We start from the raw sequence: 19,269 nt of genomic DNA on the forward strand, positions 1-19,269 counted from the left end.
GCGTCGCTAAAACAGCAGGTCACAGGGGGTGCGCATGAAATGCCTGGTTGTCGGTGGCGCCGGCTACATTGGCTCACACATGGTCAAGCACCTGCAGGGCGCCGGCCATGAGGTGGTGGTGGCGGACCTGGTTTCACCTGGCCCCGGGGTTCAATGGGCCAAGCTCGACATTGCCGACGAAGCCGCACTGGATGTGTTGTTCGGCGTTGTGCATTTCGACGCGGTGTTTCACTTTGCCTCGTTCATTCAAGTGGGTGAATCGGTCAGCGCACCCGGCAAGTATTACCAGAACAATGTGGCTGCCACCCTTGCGCTGCTGCAGGCCATGGTCAACGCCGGCATCAAGTACCTGGTGTTTTCGTCGAGCGCTGCGGTGTACGGCAACCCGCTGTATGTGCCTATTGACGAAGCGCATGGCAAGCAGCCAATCAACCCCTATGGCTTGAGCAAATGGATGGTCGAGCAGATTCTCGAGGACTTCGACCGCGCCTATGGTTTGAAGTCGGTTTGCCTGCGTTACTTCAACGCTGCCGGTGCCGACCCCGAGGGCCAGTTGGGTGAGCGGCATGAGCCGGAAACCCACCTGATCCCGTTGATCCTGCAAGCGGCATCTAGGCGGCGCGAAGCGGTCACGGTATTTGGCCGCGACTACGACACCCCGGACGGCACCTGTATTCGCGATTATGTGCATGTGTCGGACCTGGCCACGGCGCATGCGTTGGCGGTGGACTACCTGCTGGCGGGTGGGGAGCGTACTGCGTTCAACCTGGGCAATGGCCTCGGCTTTTCGGTGCAGCAGGTGATCGATACGGCGCGTGAGGTAACCGGGCGACAGATCGACACCCTTGATGCCCCCCGCCGCGCCGGCGACCCGCCGCGGTTGGTGGCCGATGCCAGCAGAGCGTTGCAAGTGCTGGGCTGGCGGCCGGAGTTCGCCGCGTTGGAGCAGATCGTCCGGCATGCATGGCAGTGGGAGTTGCAGTACCCCTGGGCCATACGCCAGGGGCGGTAGCCGTGAACAACACGGGCCGCATTTCCTCCACAGTCGTCGCTAGCCACAGCGACACCGCCCGTTGAGGATCAACTGTCTTTCTGAAAATTTGAAAAGCCTGCGCTATTCATTGTGGGAGCGGGCTTGCCCGCGAAGCAGGCGACGCGGTGTCTGGCACCGGCTGCGCCGGTGTTCGCGGGCAAGCCCGCTCCCACAGTAATTTGTGGGCGCGGGTTCACCCGCGGTAACTTAGCGTCGCCTCAGTAATAGGTACGCGGCTGTTCGTCAGCCTTGTTCAACACCGTACCAATCAGGTTCACCCCTGCCAGGTGGTGCAGGCAGTCCTCGATTTCTTTCTTGTTGTTCATGCCATTGGCCACCACCAGCAATACACAATCGAACTTGGGTATGACGGTGATCGCGTCGTCGGAGCTCAGCAACGGCGGCAGGTCGAAAATGCAGATGCGCGACTCGTAGCGGTTGCGCAACTCGCCAATCAGGTTACTCACCTTGGGCGATGACAACACCTCGGTCGACAACGGCACCGGCACCCGGGTCGGCAGCACCACGAAGCGCGGCAAGGTCGGGTTGACCAGGCAGTCCTGCAGTGGCGACTTGTCGTTCAGGAACTCATTCAGTGCATGCTCCATCGGCAGCCCCAATGTGCTCCCCACCTTGGGCCGGCGCAGGTCGAAGTCCACCAGCAAGGCGGTCTTGGTGGTGTGGTGGGCAATACTCATGGCCAGGTTGACCGCCAACACGGTTTTGCCTGCCTCCGGCGTGGGCGAGGTGATGGCCAGGGTGCGCCAGCCGTTCTCGTCCATCAGCCGCAGCACCTGGGTACGCAACAGGTCGATCGGCCCGTTCATGTTCGAGTTCTTGTTGAACGCCACAATGCGGTTGCGCTCCAGGTGGTCTGGATGCAGTGGCACCACCTTGGTGTTGACGTAGTCGAACTGCCCCGGCACCTCCGCCAGCGCCGTGCCAGGGGCCGGCGACAGCGGCTGAGGGGTACCCGGTGTGACCTGATGAATAGTGTTGCCAACAGCCGGCTTGGTCCTGTCCATCACTGCATTCCCTATACGAACCGCGACATGACTTTGTACAGCAGCACATCCAGTGGCATGTAGTACACGTGCACCAGCACTATCATGATAGCCGCCAGCGCCAAGGCCGCCACGATCAAGCGGATACGCCAGCGTTTGCGCCTGGCCACATCGGCCCGCGTCTCGATATACGGCAGTGCCACCAACACCCGTTTGCCCAGCAGGTTCTCCAGAGCACCAACGCCCCGTACCCGCTGGTTGAGCATTTCCAGCAACATGACCAGCGCGCCGCCACCGGCCGGCGCCAGAACCAGCCCCAGCGCGGCGATCTTCTTGCGGTTAGGCTTGATCGGCTTCTCGGGCAACAGGGGCGGCTCCAGCAGCACAAAGCGCTCGGCTTTGTTTTCCTGCTCCAGGCTTTCGGTGATTTTCGCGCTCATTTCCTTGGCGCGGATTTCTTCGTATTTCTTGCGTGCGTTGTCGTGGTCACGCATCAGGGTGACCAAGCCACGCTCGACCTGCGGCGCCTCCAGGATCTCGGCTTCATAGCCTTCCATTTTTCGGGTCAGCTCGCGCTTTTGCTCGGCCAGCGAAGCGATGCGTTCCTGGGCGGCGCTCATTTTGGCACGCACCCGGGCAACATCCAGGCTGACCGAAGACGCAGTGCTGGTGCGACCACCACTGGCCTCCAGCGCCTGAATCTTGCGTTTGACCGCCACTACATCGGGGTGGGCTTCCTTGTAACGGGTCAACAGCCGGGCGTACTCTGCCTTCAGGCTTGGCAGGTCCTGGGCCTGGTCGGCAGCGGCAGGGCGCGCGCCATCGGCTGCCTTGGTCGCCAGGCCGGCATTGGCCGCCGACAGTTCGAGCTCCAGGTAACGCAACTCTTCCTGCGCCGCCTTGTAGTCCCGGTCGACCTCACGGAACTCCAGCTCCGAACGCGACAGCATGTTCATGCGCAGCGTCTGGTGCTCGGGCAGTGCATTGGCATGTGCCTGCTTGAAATCGGCCAGCTGGTTTTCCAGGCTGGCCAGCTCAGCGCCCAGCTTGTTGGCTTCCTGGGTGAGAAACTCGGTGGTTTCGTTGGCCCGCTCGGTACGCTGCTTGAGGTTTTCGTTGAGGAACAGCGATACCAGCTCATCGGCGACCTGCTTGGCCACTTGCGGCTGCTTGTGCTCGAACGACACGTTGAAGGCCACGGTCGCCTCGCCCCTGCCGCGCACGAACGTGGTAAGGGTCTCGACCACGATGGCGTTGCGCATCTGGTCGATTTTGTCGCTTTCGCCAAGACGCTTGTCGGCGAACAGGTCGTACTTGTCGATGATGCGCAGCAGGTTCTCGCGGGTCATGACACGCTGGCGGATCACCTCGATGCGTTCATCGGCAAAACTGGTGTTGTTGGTTGATACCAGCTCGGGCGAAATCTGCTGTGACTCCACCAGGATAGTGCCGGTCGACTGGTAGATCGGCGGCACCATCAAGGCCACCGCCACGGTTGCGGCCAGAATGACTACGGCACTCACCCCTAGCACCAGGGCTCGGTCCTTGATTATGGCGATGTAATCTCTGAGGGATAGCTCGTAGTCAGACTTCATGGGGCCACCTGCCTGAAGTTCAGATGTCGGGGTACCTGTACGTCAACGTCAAACCCACGATGGTTGCGGTTGCATCCGGTACGTGGTCCTGCTGGCGTTCCTTGTACATCAGCGACAGGCGCAGGTCCCAATACGGCGAGAACTCTCGGCTGGCCCATACGCTGTACGTTTGCAGTGTGTTCGGTGACTGCCCTTTGCTGTCTTGCCAGGCAGCGTCTGCGCCCACCCGCGTCAGCTCGGTAACGGCATAGCTCCACACCCCGCGTACCTGGTCCAGCTCGGCGAAGCCGCCTTCGGCACTGGCCACCGTGCTGCGTTCGGCGGTGAAGCTGGCATCGGCCCGCACACCGGTATAGAGCAACGCCACCCCACCCTCCCCGCGTCGGCCGCCTTCATCGCCCGACACCTGGTTGACACCAATGTGGGCATCGGCACTCAGGCCATCGGCCAGTTGGTACTTGATGCCCACAGCCGGGGTGTAACTGTTGGAAGCGGTGGCGGTCAGGTCCTGCTCGGGCTCGTAGCGCCGCGCGCCGAAGCGGGTATACACATCGGCCCGCTCGCTCCAGGCATAGGTCCAGGTAAACACGTTGGCCAGTTCGTTGTAACCCGTCAGCGTGCTGACGTCATACCGGGCACGGCTGTAGGTGGTTTCGTTGCTCAAGGTACTGCGCTCGGTAACCGCCTGGCTCCAGTTGCCGGTCAGGGTGTAGAGCTTCTGCGTGCCATCGGTGGTGATCACCCCGGTATCCAGCACAGTGCCCGACAGCGTCGAGCTTTCGTTGTAGCGTGCCACCAGGCCAAAACGCCCGCGCTCGGTGGTGCGCTGCCAGCCCAGGCTGATGTCAGGGTCCTCGCGGTTATCGACTACGTTGGTGTCGGACGAGCGCAACACATTCATGCCCAGCCCCAGTCTCAGTTCGTCACGGTCGAAGGTGCCGATCAGGGTGTAATCGGGCGCGATGATCGTGCGCGTGATGCCCTTCTCGCCCGACGTCAGCAACAATGGGTTGCTGTCGTACTCGACGGATGTCGGCACCACCACCGTAGACTGCCAATTTGCCGCCAGGGCCGATTCCGTAAACGGCAAAACCAAGATTGCCGTTGCAATGCTAGTTGTTCTGAGAAGTGGCATTAAATTTTCTTATTGAAGGCAAGATCAAGGAACGACCAGCGTGTCGCCAGCCTGAAGTTGGATGTTGGTGGACATATCGCGCCCAGACACCAGGTCCTTATATCGCACGGGCAAGATCTTTTGGGAAGCGCCTGCGCCACGAACTACCTTGATCTCGCTTTCGTCGGCAAACTTGTCCAGGCCACCCGACATGCTCAGCGCCTGCAACACGGCGGTCGGCCCGGCCATTTGCACCGGCCCCGGCTTGATCACTTTGCCTTGGACATAGACAAGGTTGCCGGCGATGCTCTTGACGACAACGCTGACATTCGGGTCGGGAAGGTATTTTTCAAGTTTGGCAGCCACTTGCTTTTCGACTGCGGTTACATCGAGCCCGGCAACATTGATGCGCCCCGCCAGTGGGAAAGTGATACTGCCATCGGGTAGTACGGTCGCTTCCTGGCGCAAGCTGTCTTCCTGCCAGACCGATACCATCACCACATCGCCAGGGCTGAGCAAATACGCAGAGCTGCCGGTATCGGCGTAACTGGCACTCGACCACACCGTCAACAAGCAGAACGCGGCAAACAATGAACGCATCATGAGGGTCCCTCCGGCCAAATGGCCCGACAAAGAGCACTGTATGAGAACAACGCACCAACTCTCGCTCCGCTTCGCGACCCACCACTGCCGCGACGGCCTCGACCTTCCTGGAGGCCCTTAACTTGACGCTGTGCAGCCTGGGCTGCGGTGCCTGAAACCATGGACCTTCATGGGCTACAGGGAATATAGCAACGGTTGGTGAATTAACAAGCCAACGGCGAAACCCCACCCCGCGAATAGCGGCGAAGGGTGTTCAGATTTTCCGGCGGTTGGCCACCGCCACAAAACCGACAACAGCGAACGCAAAGAACCAGCCAGCCGTTGAAACAGGAATGATACTGTTCTGGCTGATATACGAATCGGCTGCGCGCGCAGCGCCACTCAAGAGCACCAGCAAGAACATCGATTTGATTATCAGAGTCGTGCGCATACGCCCTTCCTTTAAACAGGAAAATCAATGAGTTATTGGCGAGGTAGTGCGGGGTTTGTGTCGCTGTTGAATTGAGCTTATGGGCACAGTGACACTACGTCAATGATCCGACACCATAATAAAATTCAATGGGCGGCAGGCAGATTCGTCAAAAAAACGACATACAGGAAGTGCTGCACCCAGCCAGCTGCTGGATGCCAGCGTTTCACGGATGAGAAAGTGAAAGGTTCAGGCAGGCCTGCAACAGCGCCCTGCCCGGCTCATTCCTCGGCATGGTGAACGACCACCAGCAATTGCGCCGGCTGCGCGCCTACCGAGCGCAGGCGATGCGGGGTTTGCGCGTTGAAATGCAAGGCATCGCCCTGCTCCAGCAGCACCCGCTCGTTCATGAAGTCCACCTCCACCTGGCCCGCGTGCACGAACAGGAACTCTTCGCCCTGGTGCTCCTTGAAGGTCGGGTCGCTAAATTCCGAAGGCGGCTGGATCAGGAACGGTACCAGGCTGCGCTGCCCCACCTGGCTGGTCAACGCCGCATAGCCGGGGCCCTGGCCGTCACCCACCAGCGCCTGGCGCTCGCCGTGGCGCACCAGGCTATAGCGGCTCTGCCCGGCCTGCTCTTCGGCAAACAGTTCCTCGACATTCACGTTCAATGCGCGCGCCAGCTTCAGGGCGGCAGCAATCGACGGCGTGTTGAGGCCACGTTCGACCTTGGACAGGTAGCTTTTGGTCATGCTGGTCTTTTCGGCCAGCATTTCCAGGGTCATTCCCAGTTTCTTGCGCAGCAGTTTCAATCGGATAGACATGTGACGCGTGTTTCCCAGGCCAAGGCAGCCCGGGCATGATACGTGGAGCCGCCGCTCATGGCATCACCGGTGGCACATACTGCAGCGTGGTGCCCAGCGCCCAGAGCAATACCAGCACCAGCGGCACATGCACCAGCAGTTGCACAAAGGAAAAGCCGATCAGGTCGCGTGCCTTGAGCCCCAGCACGCCCAGCAGTGGCAGCATGTAGAACGGGTTGATCAGATTCGGCAAGGCTTCTGCCGCGTTGTAGATCTGCACCGCCCACCCCAGGTGGTATTGCAGGTCGTTGGCCACCAACATCACGTAGGGCGCTTCGATGATCCATTTGCCGCCGCCCGACGGGATGAAGAAGCCCAGCACCGCCGAATACACGCCCATCAGCAAGGCATAGGTGTCGTGGGTGGCGATCTGGGTGAAGAACAACGATATGTGGTGGGCCAGGGTCTGTTCGTCCACGCCCTTCACCTGGGTGAGAATGGCCGCGATCGAACCGTACAGCGGGAACTGGATCAGCACCCCGGTGGTGGTCGGTACCGCGCGCGCCACGGCGTCGAGGAAACTGCGCGGGCGCCAGTGCAACAGGGCACCGAGCATGATGAACAACAGGTTGTAGGTGTTGAGCCCGGAGATGGCGGTAATCGCCGGTTTGGTAGCGAACTCCTGGTACAGCCAGCCGGCGGCCAGGGCGACCAGCAGCAGAATCAGGATGGGGCTGTGCTCCAGCCATTCACCGGGGCGGGTGCGCTGGGGTGCCGGCGGTGCAGTGAAGCTGGGGTCCACGCCACACGCTTCGGCGCTGCGTGCGCTGTTCGGCCCGGGTGCCGTGGCGTAGGCGATGACCAGCGAGACGATGACCAGTGCCGCCAGCATTACCCCAGACTGCCAGAGAAAGATGGTTTCGGTGAACGGGATGACGCCGGTGATCGACAGGATCGAAGGCGGCAAGCTGGCCGGGTTGGCCTGCAGCTGCGCCGCCGACGAAGACAGGCCCAGTGCCCACACAGCGCCCAGGCCCAGGTAGGCGGCCGCACCCGCAGCACGGTAATCCATCTTCAGGTCGGTGCGCCGCGCCAGGGCGCGCACCAGCAAACCACCGAACACCAGCGACAGGCCCCAGTTGAGCAAGGAAGCCAGCATCGAGATCAGAGCCACCCAGCACACGGCCGAGCGGCCATTGCCAGGGATACGCGCCAGGCGGTCGATCAGGCGTGCCGCCGGTGGCGAACTGGCGACCACATAGCCACCGATGACCACGAAAGCCATCTGCATGGTGAACGGAATCAGGCTCCAGAAACCATCGCCAAAGGCCTTGGCGGTGTCGGTCGGCTTGGCCCCCATGGCCAGCGCGCCGATGCACACCAGCAGCACCGCCAAGGCGGCGAATACCCAGGAGTCGGGGAACCAGCGTTCGGCCCAGTTGGAGCAGCGCAAGGCAAAGCGCGCGCTACGGCTGTCTTGAATTTCAGCGGCCACAGTGGCATTCCTTTTATTGGTTTTATGAGGTGAATCAGACAACGCAAAAACCCTGTAGGTACAGGTTGACTCGCGACCATGCCGGTAATGTACCGACACACTCAGGGGTGCAACCTGCGCCTACAGGGTTGGGTGGCGTAACGCCTTAGAACGTCATTTCCTGCACATCATCCGGCACGATGAGTTTGCCGGCAGTCTTCTCGACGATTTCCTCGATGCTCACCCCTGGTGCGGTTTCGCGCAGGATGAACGCACCGTCTTCAATTTCCAGGTAGGCCAGGTCGGTCAGCACCTTGCGGATGCAACCGGCACCGGTCAGCGGCAGGCTGCACTGCGCCAGCAGCTTGGACTCGCCGTCCTTGGACGCGTGGGTCATGGTCACGATGATGTTCTCGGCGCCCGCCACTAGGTCCATGGCGCCGCCCATGCCCTTGACCAGCTTGCCCGGGATCATCCACGAGGCGATATTGCCCTGCACGTCTACCTCGAACGCACCCAGCACGGTCAGGTCGACATGGCCGCCACGAATCATGGCGAACGACTGCGCCGAGTCGAAGATCGAGGCACCCCGGCGGGCGGTGACGGTCTGCTTGCCGGCGTTGATCATGTCGGGGTCGAGGGTGCTTTCGGTGGGAAACTCGCCCATGCCGAGCAGGCCGTTTTCCGATTGCAGCATCACATCCATGTCGGCGGGTACATAGTTGGCCACCAGGGTCGGAATGCCGATACCCAGGTTGACGTAGTAGCCGTCCTTCAGTTCACGGGCGACGCGTTGCGCCATCTGTTCGCGGGTCAGTGCCATGGTCAGGATCTCTTTGTTGTTCTGCTGGAGGCCGCTCAGGCCTTGACGGTGCGCTTTTCGATACGCTTTTCGAAGGTGCCGACGATCACCCGGTCAACATAGATGCCTGGGGTGTGGATCTCGCTCGGCAGCAGCACACCGGGTTCGACGATTTCTTCCACTTCGACCACGGTGATCTTGCCGGCAGTGGCCGCCAGCGGGTTGAAGTTCTGCGCGGTGTTGCGGTACACCACGTTGCCGTAATGGTCGGCCTTCCAGCCCTTGACGATGGCGAAGTCACCGGTGATGGACTCTTCGAGGATGTACTTGCGGCCCTTGAATTCGCGAACCTCCTTGCCTTCGGCAACCGGCGTGCCGTAACCGGTGGCGGTAAAGAACGCCGGGATGCCGGCGCCGCCAGCGCGCATTTTCTCGGCCAGGGTGCCTTGGGGTGTCAGCTCCACTTCCAGTTCACCGCTGAGCAACTGGCGCTCGAATTCGGCGTTTTCGCCCACGTAGGAGGCGATCATCTTGCGGATCTGCCGGTCTTCCAGCAGCACCCCCAGGCCAAAGCCGTCCACCCCGCAGTTGTTGGAGACCACGGTCAGGCCCTTGACGCCACGGCGCTTGATTTCGCTGATGAGGTTCTCCGGAATGCCGCACAGGCCAAAACCACCGGCCAGTACCGTCATGTTGTCGGTCAGCCCGTCGAGGGCCTGTTCGTAGGTTGCAACGCGCTTGTCCAGTCCGGCCATGCTGATCCGCCTTTTGTAGTTGTTGAACCGACGAGGCTGTCGGTGAGCGTGTGTAGCCATCTTCACCGCAAGCGACTGATTTGTTAATTTTGTTTTCATCATCGATTGATAAATTTCGCAAAACAAACGATAGGCCCGTCATGAACGTCAAGCAACTGCGCGCCTTTGTCGCCGTGGCCAAGTACCAGAGCTTCGCCCAGGCCGGTGAACACCTGCATGTATCGCAACCGGCCCTGAGCCTGACCATCAAGGCCCTGGAAGAGAACCTGGGCGGCGCCCTGCTCAGCCGCACCACCCGCAGCGTCAGCCTGACGGCCGAAGGCGAAGTGCTGCTGCCGCTGGCGCGGCGGCTGCTGGCCGACTGGGACGATACCGAAGAGATGCTGCGGCAACGCTTCACCCTGCAACTGGGCCGGGTCTCGGTGGCGGCGATGCCGTCGTTCGCCGGTAACCTGCTGCCCCATTCGCTCAAGGTGTTCCGCCAACGCTACCCCAAGGTCAACGTCACCGTGCACGATGTGATCAACGAACAGGTGCAGGAACTGGTGCGCCACCGCCGAGTCGAACTGGGCATTGGTTTCGAGCCGGACAATACCGACGGCCTGCACTTCCACCCACTGTACATGGACCGTTTTGTCGCAGTGGTGCCCGCTGACTCACCCTTGGCGTTGTTGAAACAGGTCAGTTGGGCGCAACTGATGGCCGAAGATTTCGTGGCCCTGCAGCGGCCGTCGGCTGTGCGGCTGTTGATGGAGCAGAACGTAGCCGCCCAGCACGGCAAACTGGCCGTGGCTTTCGAAAGCCACCAACTGGCTACCATCGGCCGCATGGTTGCCAGCGGCCTGGGCGTTAGCGCGGTGCCGGCCCTGTGCATCAACCAGATGCAGGAACTGGGTGCACGCTGCGTGCCCCTGGTCGAACCCACGGTCGAGCGGCGCATTGGCGTAATTGCCCTGAGCGAGCACAAACTGTCCACCGCAGCCCAGGCGTTGCTTGAAGTTCTACTGTCCAATACACAGCCCCCGGAGGTGACATGCGTTACGTGAAACTGGCAGGCGCGAGCGTGCCGGCCATTGGCCAAGGCACCTGGTACATGGGCGAAGACCCTGGGCGCAAGGCGGCAGAGGTAGCGGCCTTGCAACAGGGTATCGAGCTGGGCCTGAGCCTGATCGACACCGCCGAAATGTATGCCGAAGGCGGTGCGGAGACCGTGGTTGGCCAGGCCATTGCCGGGCGCCGCGACCAGGTGTTCCTGGTCAGCAAGGTCTACCCGCACAATGCCGGGCGGCAGGGCATGGCAACCGCATGCGAGCGTAGCCTGGCACGCCTGGGTACCGAGTGCATCGATCTGTACCTGCTGCACTGGCGGGGCCAGCACCCGCTGGAAGAAACCGTCGACGCCTTCGAGCGTTTGCGCGAGCAGGGCAAGATCAAGCGCTGGGGCGTTTCCAATTTCGATATCGACGACCTGCGCGAATTGAACAACCCTGCCTGCGCCACCAACCAGGTGCTGTACAACCCGGCCCAGCGGGGCATCGAATTCGACTTGCTGCCCTGGTGCCAACAACGCGCGCTACCGACCATGGCCTACTGCCCGTTGGCCCAGGCCGGGCGCTTGTTGCAGCACCCGGTGCTGGCAGAAATAGCCGAGCGCCATGGTGCCACGCCGGCTCAGGTCTGCCTGGCCTGGGTTACCCGTGATGATGGCATCATTGCCATCCCCAAAGCCGTGGCGCCCGAGCATGTTCGGCTGAATGCAGCAGCGGGTGCATTGGCCTTGACCCGCGAAGACCTGCGCGCAATCGACCTGGCCTTCCCGGCGCCCACCCGCAAGCAGCGCTTGGCGATGGTGTAGTCCGCCAGGGCATTTTCGTGAATGCGTGGCCGCGCCGCCGCGGGTAGCCCGCGGAGTTAATGAAAGTCGCGGCTACGCACGTCCAACCCCTGCAACAGCGCGGTCACATCTTCCAGGCGCCGTGCTATCAGGTGGCGCACGCCATTTTGCTGCTCCAGCCGCCCGCTGACCTTGAGCAACTGCGCCCCCACCAGCGCCCGCCTTTGCCGCTCGGCCAGCGCCCGCCATACCACCACGTTGACCATACCGTGTTCGTCCTCGAGGGTGACGAACGTCACCCCGCTGGCGGTCTGCGGCCGCTGCCGCCCCACCACCAGCCCCGTCACGGCGATATTGTCGCCATGCTCAAGGCCTTGCAGTTCTGCAGAACTGCGGCAGCCCAGTGCCCGCAGCCGTGCACGCAGCAAGGTCAACGGGTGCGGCCCCAACGTGGTACCCAATGCCTGGTAATCGGCCACCAGGTCCTGCGCCACTGTCGGGGCCGGCAACTGCACCGCCACCTCCGGCACGGCCTGCACATCGGCAAACAGCGGCAGTTGCGCCTGCACGGCCGCCACCTGCCAGCGCGCCTGATGCCGGTCGCTGGCCAAGGCGCGAAGCGCGCCGGCATCCGCCAGGCAGGCCCGCGCGCGGGTGGCCAGCCCGGCACGCAGGCACAGGTCTTCCACGGCGCGCCAAGGCTGCTGCGCCCGGGCCTGTTCCAGGCGCCTGGCGTCGGCTTCGGCCAGGCCCCGGACCAGGCGCAAGCCCATGCGCAAGGCCAACGTGCCCTGGGCATCCGGCTCCAGCGTGCAGTCCCATTCACTGTGGCAGACATCCACCGGCCGTACCTCGATGCCCTGGCGCCGCGCCTCCTGCAGCAGTTGGTCGGGGCTGTAGAAACCCATGGGCCAACTGTTGACCAGGGCGCAGGTGAAAATCGCCGGTTCATGGCACTTGAGCCAGCTGCTGGCATAGCACAGCAAGGCAAAGCTGGCGGCATGCGATTCGGGAAAACCATAGCTGCCGAAGCCTTTGATCTGTTCGAAAATGCGCTCGGCGAATGCCAGCTCGTAGCCATTGCGCAACATGCCCTGCAGCAAGCGCTGGCGGTGCGGTTCCAGACCCCCATGGCGTTTCCAGGCGGCCATGCTGCGCCGCAACTGATCGGCCTCGCCTGGTGAATAGTCGGCTGCGACCATGGCCAGCTCCATCACCTGTTCCTGGAACAGTGGCACACCCAAGGTGCGCTCGAACACCTCCTTCAGTTTTGGCGACGGGTAGGTCACCGGCTCTTGCTTCAGCCGCCTGCGCAGGTAGGGGTGCACCATGTCGCCCTGGATTGGCCCCGGGCGCACGATGGCCACCTCGATCACAAGGTCGTAGAAGGTGTTGGGCCGCAGCCGCGGCAACATGGCCATTTGCGCGCGTGACTCGATCTGGAATACCCCCATGGTCTCGGCGCGGCTGATCATGGCGTAGGTGGCGGGGTCTTCGCTGGGGATGGTCGCCAGGGTCAGTTCACGGCCACGGTGGCGCTGCAGCAGGTCGAAGCAACGGCGCAAGGCGCTGAGCATGCCCAGCGCCAGCACGTCCACCTTGAGCAGGCCGACCATGTCGAGGTCGTCCTTGTCCCACTGGATGACGGTACGTTCGGCCATGGCGGCGTTTTCCACCGGCACCAGCTGGTCCAGCGGCTGCTGCGAGATGACAAACCCGCCCGGGTGCTGCGACAGGTGCCTGGGGAAGCCGATCAACTCGCCGGCCAGTATCAGCACCCGCCGCAACAACGGGCTGCCAGCTTCGAACCCGGCCTCGGCCAGGCGTTGTTCGTCGGGTATGCGGTCGCTCCAGCGGCCACAGCATTTGGCCAGGGCATCGACCTGGTCCATGGGCAAACCCAGCACACGCGCGACATCGCGCACGGCACCTGCAGCATGGTAGGTATTGACCACCGCCGTCAGCGCAGCACGGTGCCGCCCATAACGGCGGAACACGTACTGGATCACTTCTTCACGGCGGTCGTGTTCGAAATCCACGTCGATATCGGGCGGCTCGTTGCGCTCGCGTGACAGAAAACGCTCGAACAGCAGGCGGTGCTGCATGGGATCGAGCTCGGTGATACCCAGCACGAAGCACACCACCGAATTGGCCGCCGAGCCTCGCCCCTGGCACAGGATACGCTGGCGCCGGGCGAAGGCGACGATGTCGTGCACGGTCAGAAAGTAGCTTTCGTACCCCAGCTCTTCGATCAGCGCCAGCTCCGTGTCCAGCACCTGCCGCACATTGGCGCTCGGCCCGTGTGGCCAACGCACGGGCAAGCCCTGCTCGCACAGAGCACGCAGCCAAGTGGCCGGGGTATGAGCTTCAGGCACCAGTTCGCGTGGATACTGGTAGTGCAGTTGGCCGAGGTCGAACTGGCAGCGCTGGGCAATGGCCAGGGTCTCGGCCAGCATCTCGGGCGGGTAGAGTTCTGCCAGTTGTACCGGGCTGCGCAAGTGCCGTTCGCCATTGGCAAACAGAAAACGCCCGGCTTCGGCCACCTGGCAATGCTGACGAATCGCAGTCATGCAGTCCTGCAACGCCCGGCGGCCGCGCACATGCATATGCACATCGCCACAGGCCACCGCGCGGATACCCAGCTCGGCCGCCAGGGCTTGCTGGCCCTGCAGGTGCCGGGCATCGTCACTGCCACGGTGCAGGTGCACGGCCAACCACAGGCGCTCAGCAAACAGCCCGCGCAACCACTGGCCGGTGGCCGTATCGCCCCTGTCGCCCGCCACCCACAAGGCCAGCAAACCGTGATGGTGCTGCTGAAGGTCATCCCGAAAAAGCTGGTAGTCGCCCTTTTCCGCCCGCCGTCGGGCGCGGGTAATCAGTGCGCACAGGTTCTGGTAGCCCGCCAGGTCGGCAACCAGCAGCACTAGCTTGGGGCCGTCGTGCAACTGCACTTCGCTGCCGACAACCAGCGGCAATTGGTGCACCTTGGCCGCCTGCCAGGCGCGCACGATACCGGCCAGCGTACATTCGTCAGTGATCGCCAGGGCCTGGTAACCCTGCTCTTTGGCCCGCCGGAACAGTTCGTCGGCGCTCGAAGCGCCGCGCTGAAAACTGAAATTGGACAGGCAATGCAGCTCGGCATACGGGGCGGGGTTCATGCGAACCAGCCCTGCAACCAAAGCGGGCCAGCCTGGCCCAGGTCACGGTAGGCCCAGCCACGCAGGCCGTCGCGGGTTTCGATGCGATAGTAATCGCGGCGTACATCGCCGCCATCCCACCAGCCCGACTCGATGCGCTCGCCAGGGCCCAGCAAGCGGTAGCCAGCCTCGTCCAGCGCCAGCGGCGCGGGCAGCAACCAACCAGGGCGACTGCCCGGGGCCACCGGCATGCCCCCGAGCGCCCCCTGCTCTGCCAGTTGCCAGGCACATTCGGGCCGGTGATCGGCGGCCGCGCTCAGGCCTTGGACGGCCTCATCGCCCAGCCGCGCGCGCAAGCGCTCGCGCAATTGCTCCCAAGGTTGCGCCTGTTGCGCCCGTGGGTCGAACAACGCCTGGTGTTGTGGCACAAAGGCTGGCAGGTCTTCGGCGACCAACCGCAGGTTGCGCACCGGGGCCGGAATACGCAGCGGCTCCAGGCGCCCACGGGCCAGTTCGAACAGCATCGCGGCGTCGCGCTCGGCGGCCAGCAAGCCGACCTTCAGCAGCGTGTCCGGGCCTTCGACATGCTCCAGGTGCAGGCAAAAGCGCTGCACGCCACAATCGCGACCGGCCAGGAATGCGGCCAGGTCGTTGAGCATGCGCCGCAGCGGAAACAACAGCGCCTGGTGCGATTCAACATCGAAGTTCAGCTCCAGCCGGCTCTCGAAACGATCGGGCGGCAGGTAGAAGTCCAACCCCAGGGTGCGCAGGCCGAGCAACTGATCCAGGTGCAGTTGCACCTGGGCGGGAAAGCGTTTGGCCAAGGTGTCGCGCGGCAACGCCAGCACCTGGCCGAGTTGCCGCAAGCCCATGCGGGTAAAGGCTTCGGCAGCCTCTGGCGGCAAGCCGATGCGCTGGATGGGCATGTTCAGCAACGCGTTACGGGTGGCTTCGGCATCGGCGACCACCAGGCCATCGTGGGCATTGGCCAGCATGCGCGCTGCCACCGGGTTGCTGGCCACCACGATGCGCTGGCGCAAGCCCAGTTCAGCCAGTTCCTGGCGCAGGCGTGCTTCCATCACCGGCCATGGGCCGAACAGCTGCAGGCTTGAGCCCACCTCCAGCAACAGCGCACGCGGGTAATGCAGGCTGACCTGGGCACTGAAACGGTAGGCCCAGGCGGCCAGCAGTTGCTGCATGCGCTCGATGCGCCTGGGGTCTGTTTCGATACAGGTGAAACCATCGGCCAGCGCACGTGCAGCGGTCAGGGTTTGCCCGGCCCGCAGGCCGAGCGCCGCCGCTGCCGGGTTGACTGCCTGCAATACCCGCCGCTGGCTGGGCCCGCCAATGATGACCAGGGGGTTAGCTGGGTCTTCGCGCTCGCGCAGGACGGTGTCCAACGCCAGTTGCGGAAGCAGGATGCAGGCCCAGAGCATGTTGCATCAGCCCTGCCACGGGCTGCCAATGGGCAGGGCCGGCGGCATGCCGCCGCGGCTTTTCAGCACCCGCCATTGGGCTGGGCGGGTATCCACGGCGATGCGCAATGCTGCCGGTGACGGGTTGTGGGCGGCCTGCTGCGGCCGGCAGGCAAAGGCCAGCGCCTGGCCGGTTTCCGCCGCCACTTGCAGGCGCCGCAGGGCACGGTCATCGGCACGCTCGGGCCAGCACAGCACTGCCGCGCAACTGCCCGAGCGCAGGCACTGCTCGGCGGCCCACAGGGCGTCAGCGGGTTCGGCGTTTACCTGCACCAGCCAGCGCAGGTCTACCCCCGCGGCCTGCCAGGCCGGCGCATAGGGAATGAAAGGCGGCGCCACCAACACCACGCGGCTGGCTTCTGCGCTCAGGCGTGCCAGGGTTGGCCACAGCAACTGCAATTCGCCACAACCCGGGTTCGCCAACAGCAGTTCGCTCAATGCGGCTGCCGGCCAACCGCCTTCAGGTAAACGTTCGTCCAGCGCGGCATGGCCGGTTGGCTGCAGCCCCAGCGGTCGCGCCTGGGCCTGCCGGCCGCGCCATACCCGGCGCTGGTCCAACAACCGGTCGAGGTCGACCACCGCGCCCATCAGTCACGCCTCAGCAAGCCACAGAACACGCCTTCGATGAAGAACTCCTGCGTGGGGAGCACATCGATAGGCGCATAGGCTGGGTTACGTGGCAACAACCGGTAGTGCTTGCCCACGCGTTGCAGGCGCTTGATGGTGACTTCGCCGTCGAGCCGGGCTAACACGATCTGGCCATCACGGGCATCGGCCTGTTGCAGGATGCCGACCAGGTCACCGTCGAAGATGCCGTCATCGATCATCGAATCGCCACGCACCTTGAGCAGGTAGTCGGGGGTGCGGCGGAACAGGCTGGGGTCGAGCAGCAACTGCTCGTGGATGCCCAGGTCCGGGCCGATCGGGGCGCCTGCCGCCACTTGGCCGAGCACCGGGACTTCGAGCATTTCTGGCCGGCGCAGGGGGTCGGCCAGGCGAATGCCCCGCGCCTGGTTGGGGGTGACATCGATATAACCCGCCTGACACAGGGCGGTGATGTGTTTGCGCGCGACGCTGCGCGAGGCAAAACCGAAGCGCGTGGCGATGTCCGCCAGGCTCGGCGGCTGCCCGTGGTCGCTGATGCGCTCGCGGATGAAGTCGAAAATGGCGCGGCGTTTGGGGGTAAGGTTATTCATGGAGCACATTTGTACTCCTTTCGGCGCGTGCTGAACAGACCCCTTCGTCGTCTGCATTGGTTATGATCCCCCGGCTTGTGTTTTTCTGAACGGGATACCCCATGCTCACTGCCCTGCTGTTCGACCTCGACGGAACCCTTACCGACACCGACAGCCTGCACTTGCAGGCCTTTCGCCAACTGCTGCGTGACCATGACGGCCGCGAGCTGAGCCAGGCCCAGTTCGAGGCCCAGGTCAGCGGCAGGGCCAATGGCGAGCTGTTCGCCGAACTGTTCCCCGGCGCCAGTACCGAACAGTGCGCGAGGCTGGCCGACCGCAAGGAAGCCTTGTTCCGGGAGATGTCGCCGGCGTTGCAGCCCATGCCAGGCCTGCTGCGCCTGCTGGAACATGCCCAGGCCCACGCCATGGGCATGTGCGTGGTCACCAACGCGCCGCGGCTCAATGCCGACCACATGCTCGCTGCCATGGGCTTGGCCCAGCGCTTCGAGCATGTGGTCGTGGCCGACGAGCTGGCCCGGCCCAAGCCCGACCCGCTGCCCTACCTTACCGGGCTGCAGCGGCTGGGCGCCGCGGCCGGGCAGGCGCTGGCTTTCGAGGACTCCTTGCCGGGGGTGGCTGCAGCCACTGCGGCCGGTATCTTTACCGTCGGCGTAGCCACCACGCAAACGCCTGAGCGGTTGCGGGCAGCGGGGGCAGAGTTGGTCATCGCTGATTTCAACGACGCCCAGTTGTGGGCATTGCTCGAGCAACGCCAGAACGCTTGATCCTCGACAGCACCATTGAAGCCCTAGCCATCCCAACCACCGCGCTGCCCAGGCCACCCCATGCTGATCGACGAAGAACTCACCCTGAAAAAGCTGGAAACCTTCCTCGCCTTCATGCGCAGCGGCAACCTCAGCCGCGCTGCCGCCGAACTGTGCACCAGTTCGGTCAGCGTGCACCGTGCCATCCACTCGCTGGAAAGCGCCCTGCGCTGCGCCCTTTTCAAGCACGAAGGCCGGCAGCTGATTCCGCTGGAAAGCGCCTACGTACTGGAAAAGAAAGCCCGCCTGCTGATCCAGGACGCCGAGCAGATGGTGCGCCAGACCCGCGAAGCTGCCGGCTTCTATGCCGAGCGCTTTCGCCTGGGCGCGCTGTACTCGCTAACGGTAAAAACCGTGCCCAAGCTGGTGATGGGGCTTAAGCTGCGGCGCAGCGAACTGAACATCGACCTCACCCTGGGCTCCAACCTCGACCTGCTGCAGCGCCTGAAAAACCATGAACTGGAGGCCATTCTCGTCTCCCTGGACGAGAGCGTCAGCGACCCGGCCTGCGAACAACTGCCGCTGTTTTCCGACGACATCTTCCTCGCCGTACCCACCGATTCCCCCTTCGCCGAGCAGGCCGAGGTGGACCTGGCCGACCTCGCCGACTCCACCTTCATCACCCTGACCCAAGGGTTTGCCACACACCGCGATGGCGCCCGGGTCTTCCAGCAAGCCGGCTTCGAGCCAAAGGTGGCCATGCAGATCAACGACATCTTCACCCTGCTGAGCATGGTCAGCTCGGGCGTGGGCTTTGCCCTGCTGCCGGGGCGCATCGCGGCCGTCTACGAAAACCGCGTCAGGCTGATAGCCCTGCAGCCGCAGTACCGTTTGCAGCAGCATATCGGCGTGGTGTTTCTGAAGGCGCGGGAGCGGGAGCCGAACCTGCTGGCCTTGCTGGCGGAATGCCGGATGTACAGCCTGGAGCGCTAGGTTGTTGCACTGGCACCGATGAAGGGCTACCCCAGCTATCCACTTGAGCAGTTGGGGCCGGTCTGCGACCCATCGCAGGCAAGCCAGCTCCCACAGGGATCGCCTTAGGGCTGACAGGTGTTTGTCAGAAGATATGCAGCGCCTGTGAGATCGAGCGCCGCCCGCGCGGCGCATCGCGAGCTGCGCTCGCTCCTTGTATGTTGTGACTGGCCTGGCGGGAGAAGTTATTCTCGTCAGGCTGAAGAAGCACTTCCGGGGAGGCCGATCGCTCCTGAAGGCAGGGTTTGCCCCTGACCTTG

At 63.4% G+C, this 19,269-nt stretch carries 18 protein-coding genes; 5 read left to right on the forward strand and 13 right to left on the reverse strand.

Features of this window, described 5'->3' with window-relative positions; all coding sequences use genetic code 11:
• Nucleotides 1-34 precede the first annotated feature (34 nt).
• Nucleotides 35-1,012 carry a UDP-glucose 4-epimerase GalE gene (gene galE / locus DMX12_RS11135; RefSeq protein ID WP_110677561.1) on the forward strand — a complete coding sequence of 326 codons (978 nt, stop codon included), beginning with the start codon at nt 35-37 and terminating at the stop codon, nt 1,010-1,012.
• Between the two features lie 239 nt (nt 1,013-1,251).
• Here the strand turns inward: galE and DMX12_RS11140 are convergent, their stop codons facing one another.
• The 9 genes from DMX12_RS11140 to DMX12_RS11175 form a co-directional block, all read right to left on the reverse strand.
• Nucleotides 1,252-2,058: a CpsD/CapB family tyrosine-protein kinase gene (locus DMX12_RS11140; protein WP_009682735.1), complete on the reverse strand. Its 807-nt coding sequence runs from the start codon at nt 2,056-2,058 to the stop codon at nt 1,252-1,254.
• Nucleotides 2,059-2,069: 11 nt separating this feature from the next.
• Nucleotides 2,070-3,632: a Wzz/FepE/Etk N-terminal domain-containing protein gene (locus DMX12_RS11145; protein WP_110677563.1), complete on the reverse strand. Its 1,563-nt coding sequence runs from the start codon at nt 3,630-3,632 to the stop codon at nt 2,070-2,072.
• A gap of 19 nt (nt 3,633-3,651) precedes the next feature.
• Complete coding sequence (locus DMX12_RS11150) at nt 3,652-4,767, reverse strand: hypothetical protein (RefSeq protein ID WP_033690383.1); 1,116 nt, start codon at nt 4,765-4,767, stop codon at nt 3,652-3,654.
• A gap of 24 nt (nt 4,768-4,791) precedes the next feature.
• A complete protein-coding gene (locus DMX12_RS11155) occupies nt 4,792-5,349 on the reverse strand; it encodes a polysaccharide biosynthesis/export family protein (protein ID WP_110677565.1) in 558 nt (185 codons plus the stop codon).
• Nucleotides 5,350-5,602: 253 nt separating this feature from the next.
• Entirely contained in the window at nt 5,603-5,779 is a 177-nt protein-coding gene (gene eppA, locus DMX12_RS29480) for an EPS-associated small membrane protein EppA (RefSeq protein ID WP_009682731.1), read from the reverse strand.
• A 260-nt stretch (nt 5,780-6,039) separates the two neighbouring features.
• A complete protein-coding gene (locus tag DMX12_RS11160) occupies nt 6,040-6,582 on the reverse strand; it encodes a helix-turn-helix domain-containing protein (RefSeq protein ID WP_029885423.1) in 543 nt (180 codons plus the stop codon).
• A 55-nt stretch (nt 6,583-6,637) separates the two neighbouring features.
• Entirely contained in the window at nt 6,638-8,056 is a 1,419-nt protein-coding gene (locus tag DMX12_RS11165) for a short-chain fatty acid transporter (RefSeq protein WP_110677567.1), read from the reverse strand.
• Nucleotides 8,057-8,201: 145 nt separating this feature from the next.
• Nucleotides 8,202-8,858: a CoA transferase subunit B gene (locus DMX12_RS11170; protein ID WP_009682728.1), complete on the reverse strand. Its 657-nt coding sequence runs from the start codon at nt 8,856-8,858 to the stop codon at nt 8,202-8,204.
• Between the two features lie 35 nt (nt 8,859-8,893).
• A complete protein-coding gene (locus DMX12_RS11175) occupies nt 8,894-9,592 on the reverse strand; it encodes a CoA transferase subunit A (protein ID WP_054912455.1) in 699 nt (232 codons plus the stop codon).
• A 140-nt stretch (nt 9,593-9,732) separates the two neighbouring features.
• Between DMX12_RS11175 and DMX12_RS11180 the strand changes: the two genes are divergently transcribed.
• Nucleotides 9,733-10,638 (forward strand): LysR family transcriptional regulator, encoded by a 906-nt coding sequence (locus DMX12_RS11180; protein ID WP_047149790.1) that lies wholly within the window; start codon nt 9,733-9,735, stop codon nt 10,636-10,638.
• Nucleotides 10,626-11,447 (forward strand): aldo/keto reductase, encoded by an 822-nt coding sequence (locus tag DMX12_RS11185; RefSeq protein ID WP_054912457.1) that lies wholly within the window; start codon nt 10,626-10,628, stop codon nt 11,445-11,447. Before DMX12_RS11180 ends, DMX12_RS11185 begins: the two co-directional genes overlap by 13 nt.
• Before the next feature lie 56 nt (nt 11,448-11,503).
• Here the strand turns inward: DMX12_RS11185 and DMX12_RS11190 are convergent, their stop codons facing one another.
• From DMX12_RS11190 to lexA, 4 genes are read right to left on the reverse strand one after another with little or no spacing between them, the layout of a single operon-like run.
• The gene (locus DMX12_RS11190; RefSeq protein ID WP_110677569.1) at nt 11,504-14,584 is read right to left on the reverse strand and encodes an error-prone DNA polymerase; all 3,081 of its coding nucleotides are present in this window, start codon (nt 14,582-14,584) and stop codon (nt 11,504-11,506) included.
• Entirely contained in the window at nt 14,581-15,999 is a 1,419-nt protein-coding gene (locus DMX12_RS11195) for a DNA polymerase Y family protein (protein ID WP_110677571.1), read from the reverse strand. Before DMX12_RS11195 ends, DMX12_RS11190 begins: the two co-directional genes overlap by 4 nt.
• Before the next feature lie 6 nt (nt 16,000-16,005).
• Nucleotides 16,006-16,626: a translesion DNA synthesis-associated protein ImuA gene (imuA, locus tag DMX12_RS11200; RefSeq protein ID WP_110677573.1), complete on the reverse strand. Its 621-nt coding sequence runs from the start codon at nt 16,624-16,626 to the stop codon at nt 16,006-16,008.
• Entirely contained in the window at nt 16,626-17,243 is a 618-nt protein-coding gene (lexA, locus tag DMX12_RS11205) for a transcriptional repressor LexA (protein ID WP_110677575.1), read from the reverse strand. The genes imuA and lexA overlap by 1 nt, the downstream gene beginning before the upstream one ends.
• Nucleotides 17,244-17,335: 92 nt before the next feature.
• On the opposite strand from lexA, the gene DMX12_RS11210 reads away from it, so the two are divergent.
• The gene (locus DMX12_RS11210; protein WP_110677577.1) at nt 17,336-17,998 is read left to right on the forward strand and encodes an HAD family phosphatase; all 663 of its coding nucleotides are present in this window, start codon (nt 17,336-17,338) and stop codon (nt 17,996-17,998) included.
• Between the two features lie 60 nt (nt 17,999-18,058).
• A complete protein-coding gene (locus DMX12_RS11215; RefSeq protein ID WP_110677579.1) occupies nt 18,059-18,970 on the forward strand; it encodes a LysR substrate-binding domain-containing protein in 912 nt (303 codons plus the stop codon).
• Nucleotides 18,971-19,269: the final 299 nt, after the last annotated feature.

The organism is Pseudomonas sp. MB-090624 (genome assembly GCF_003205245.1).
Taxonomy (GTDB): domain Bacteria; phylum Pseudomonadota; class Gammaproteobacteria; order Pseudomonadales; family Pseudomonadaceae; genus Aquipseudomonas; species Aquipseudomonas juntendi.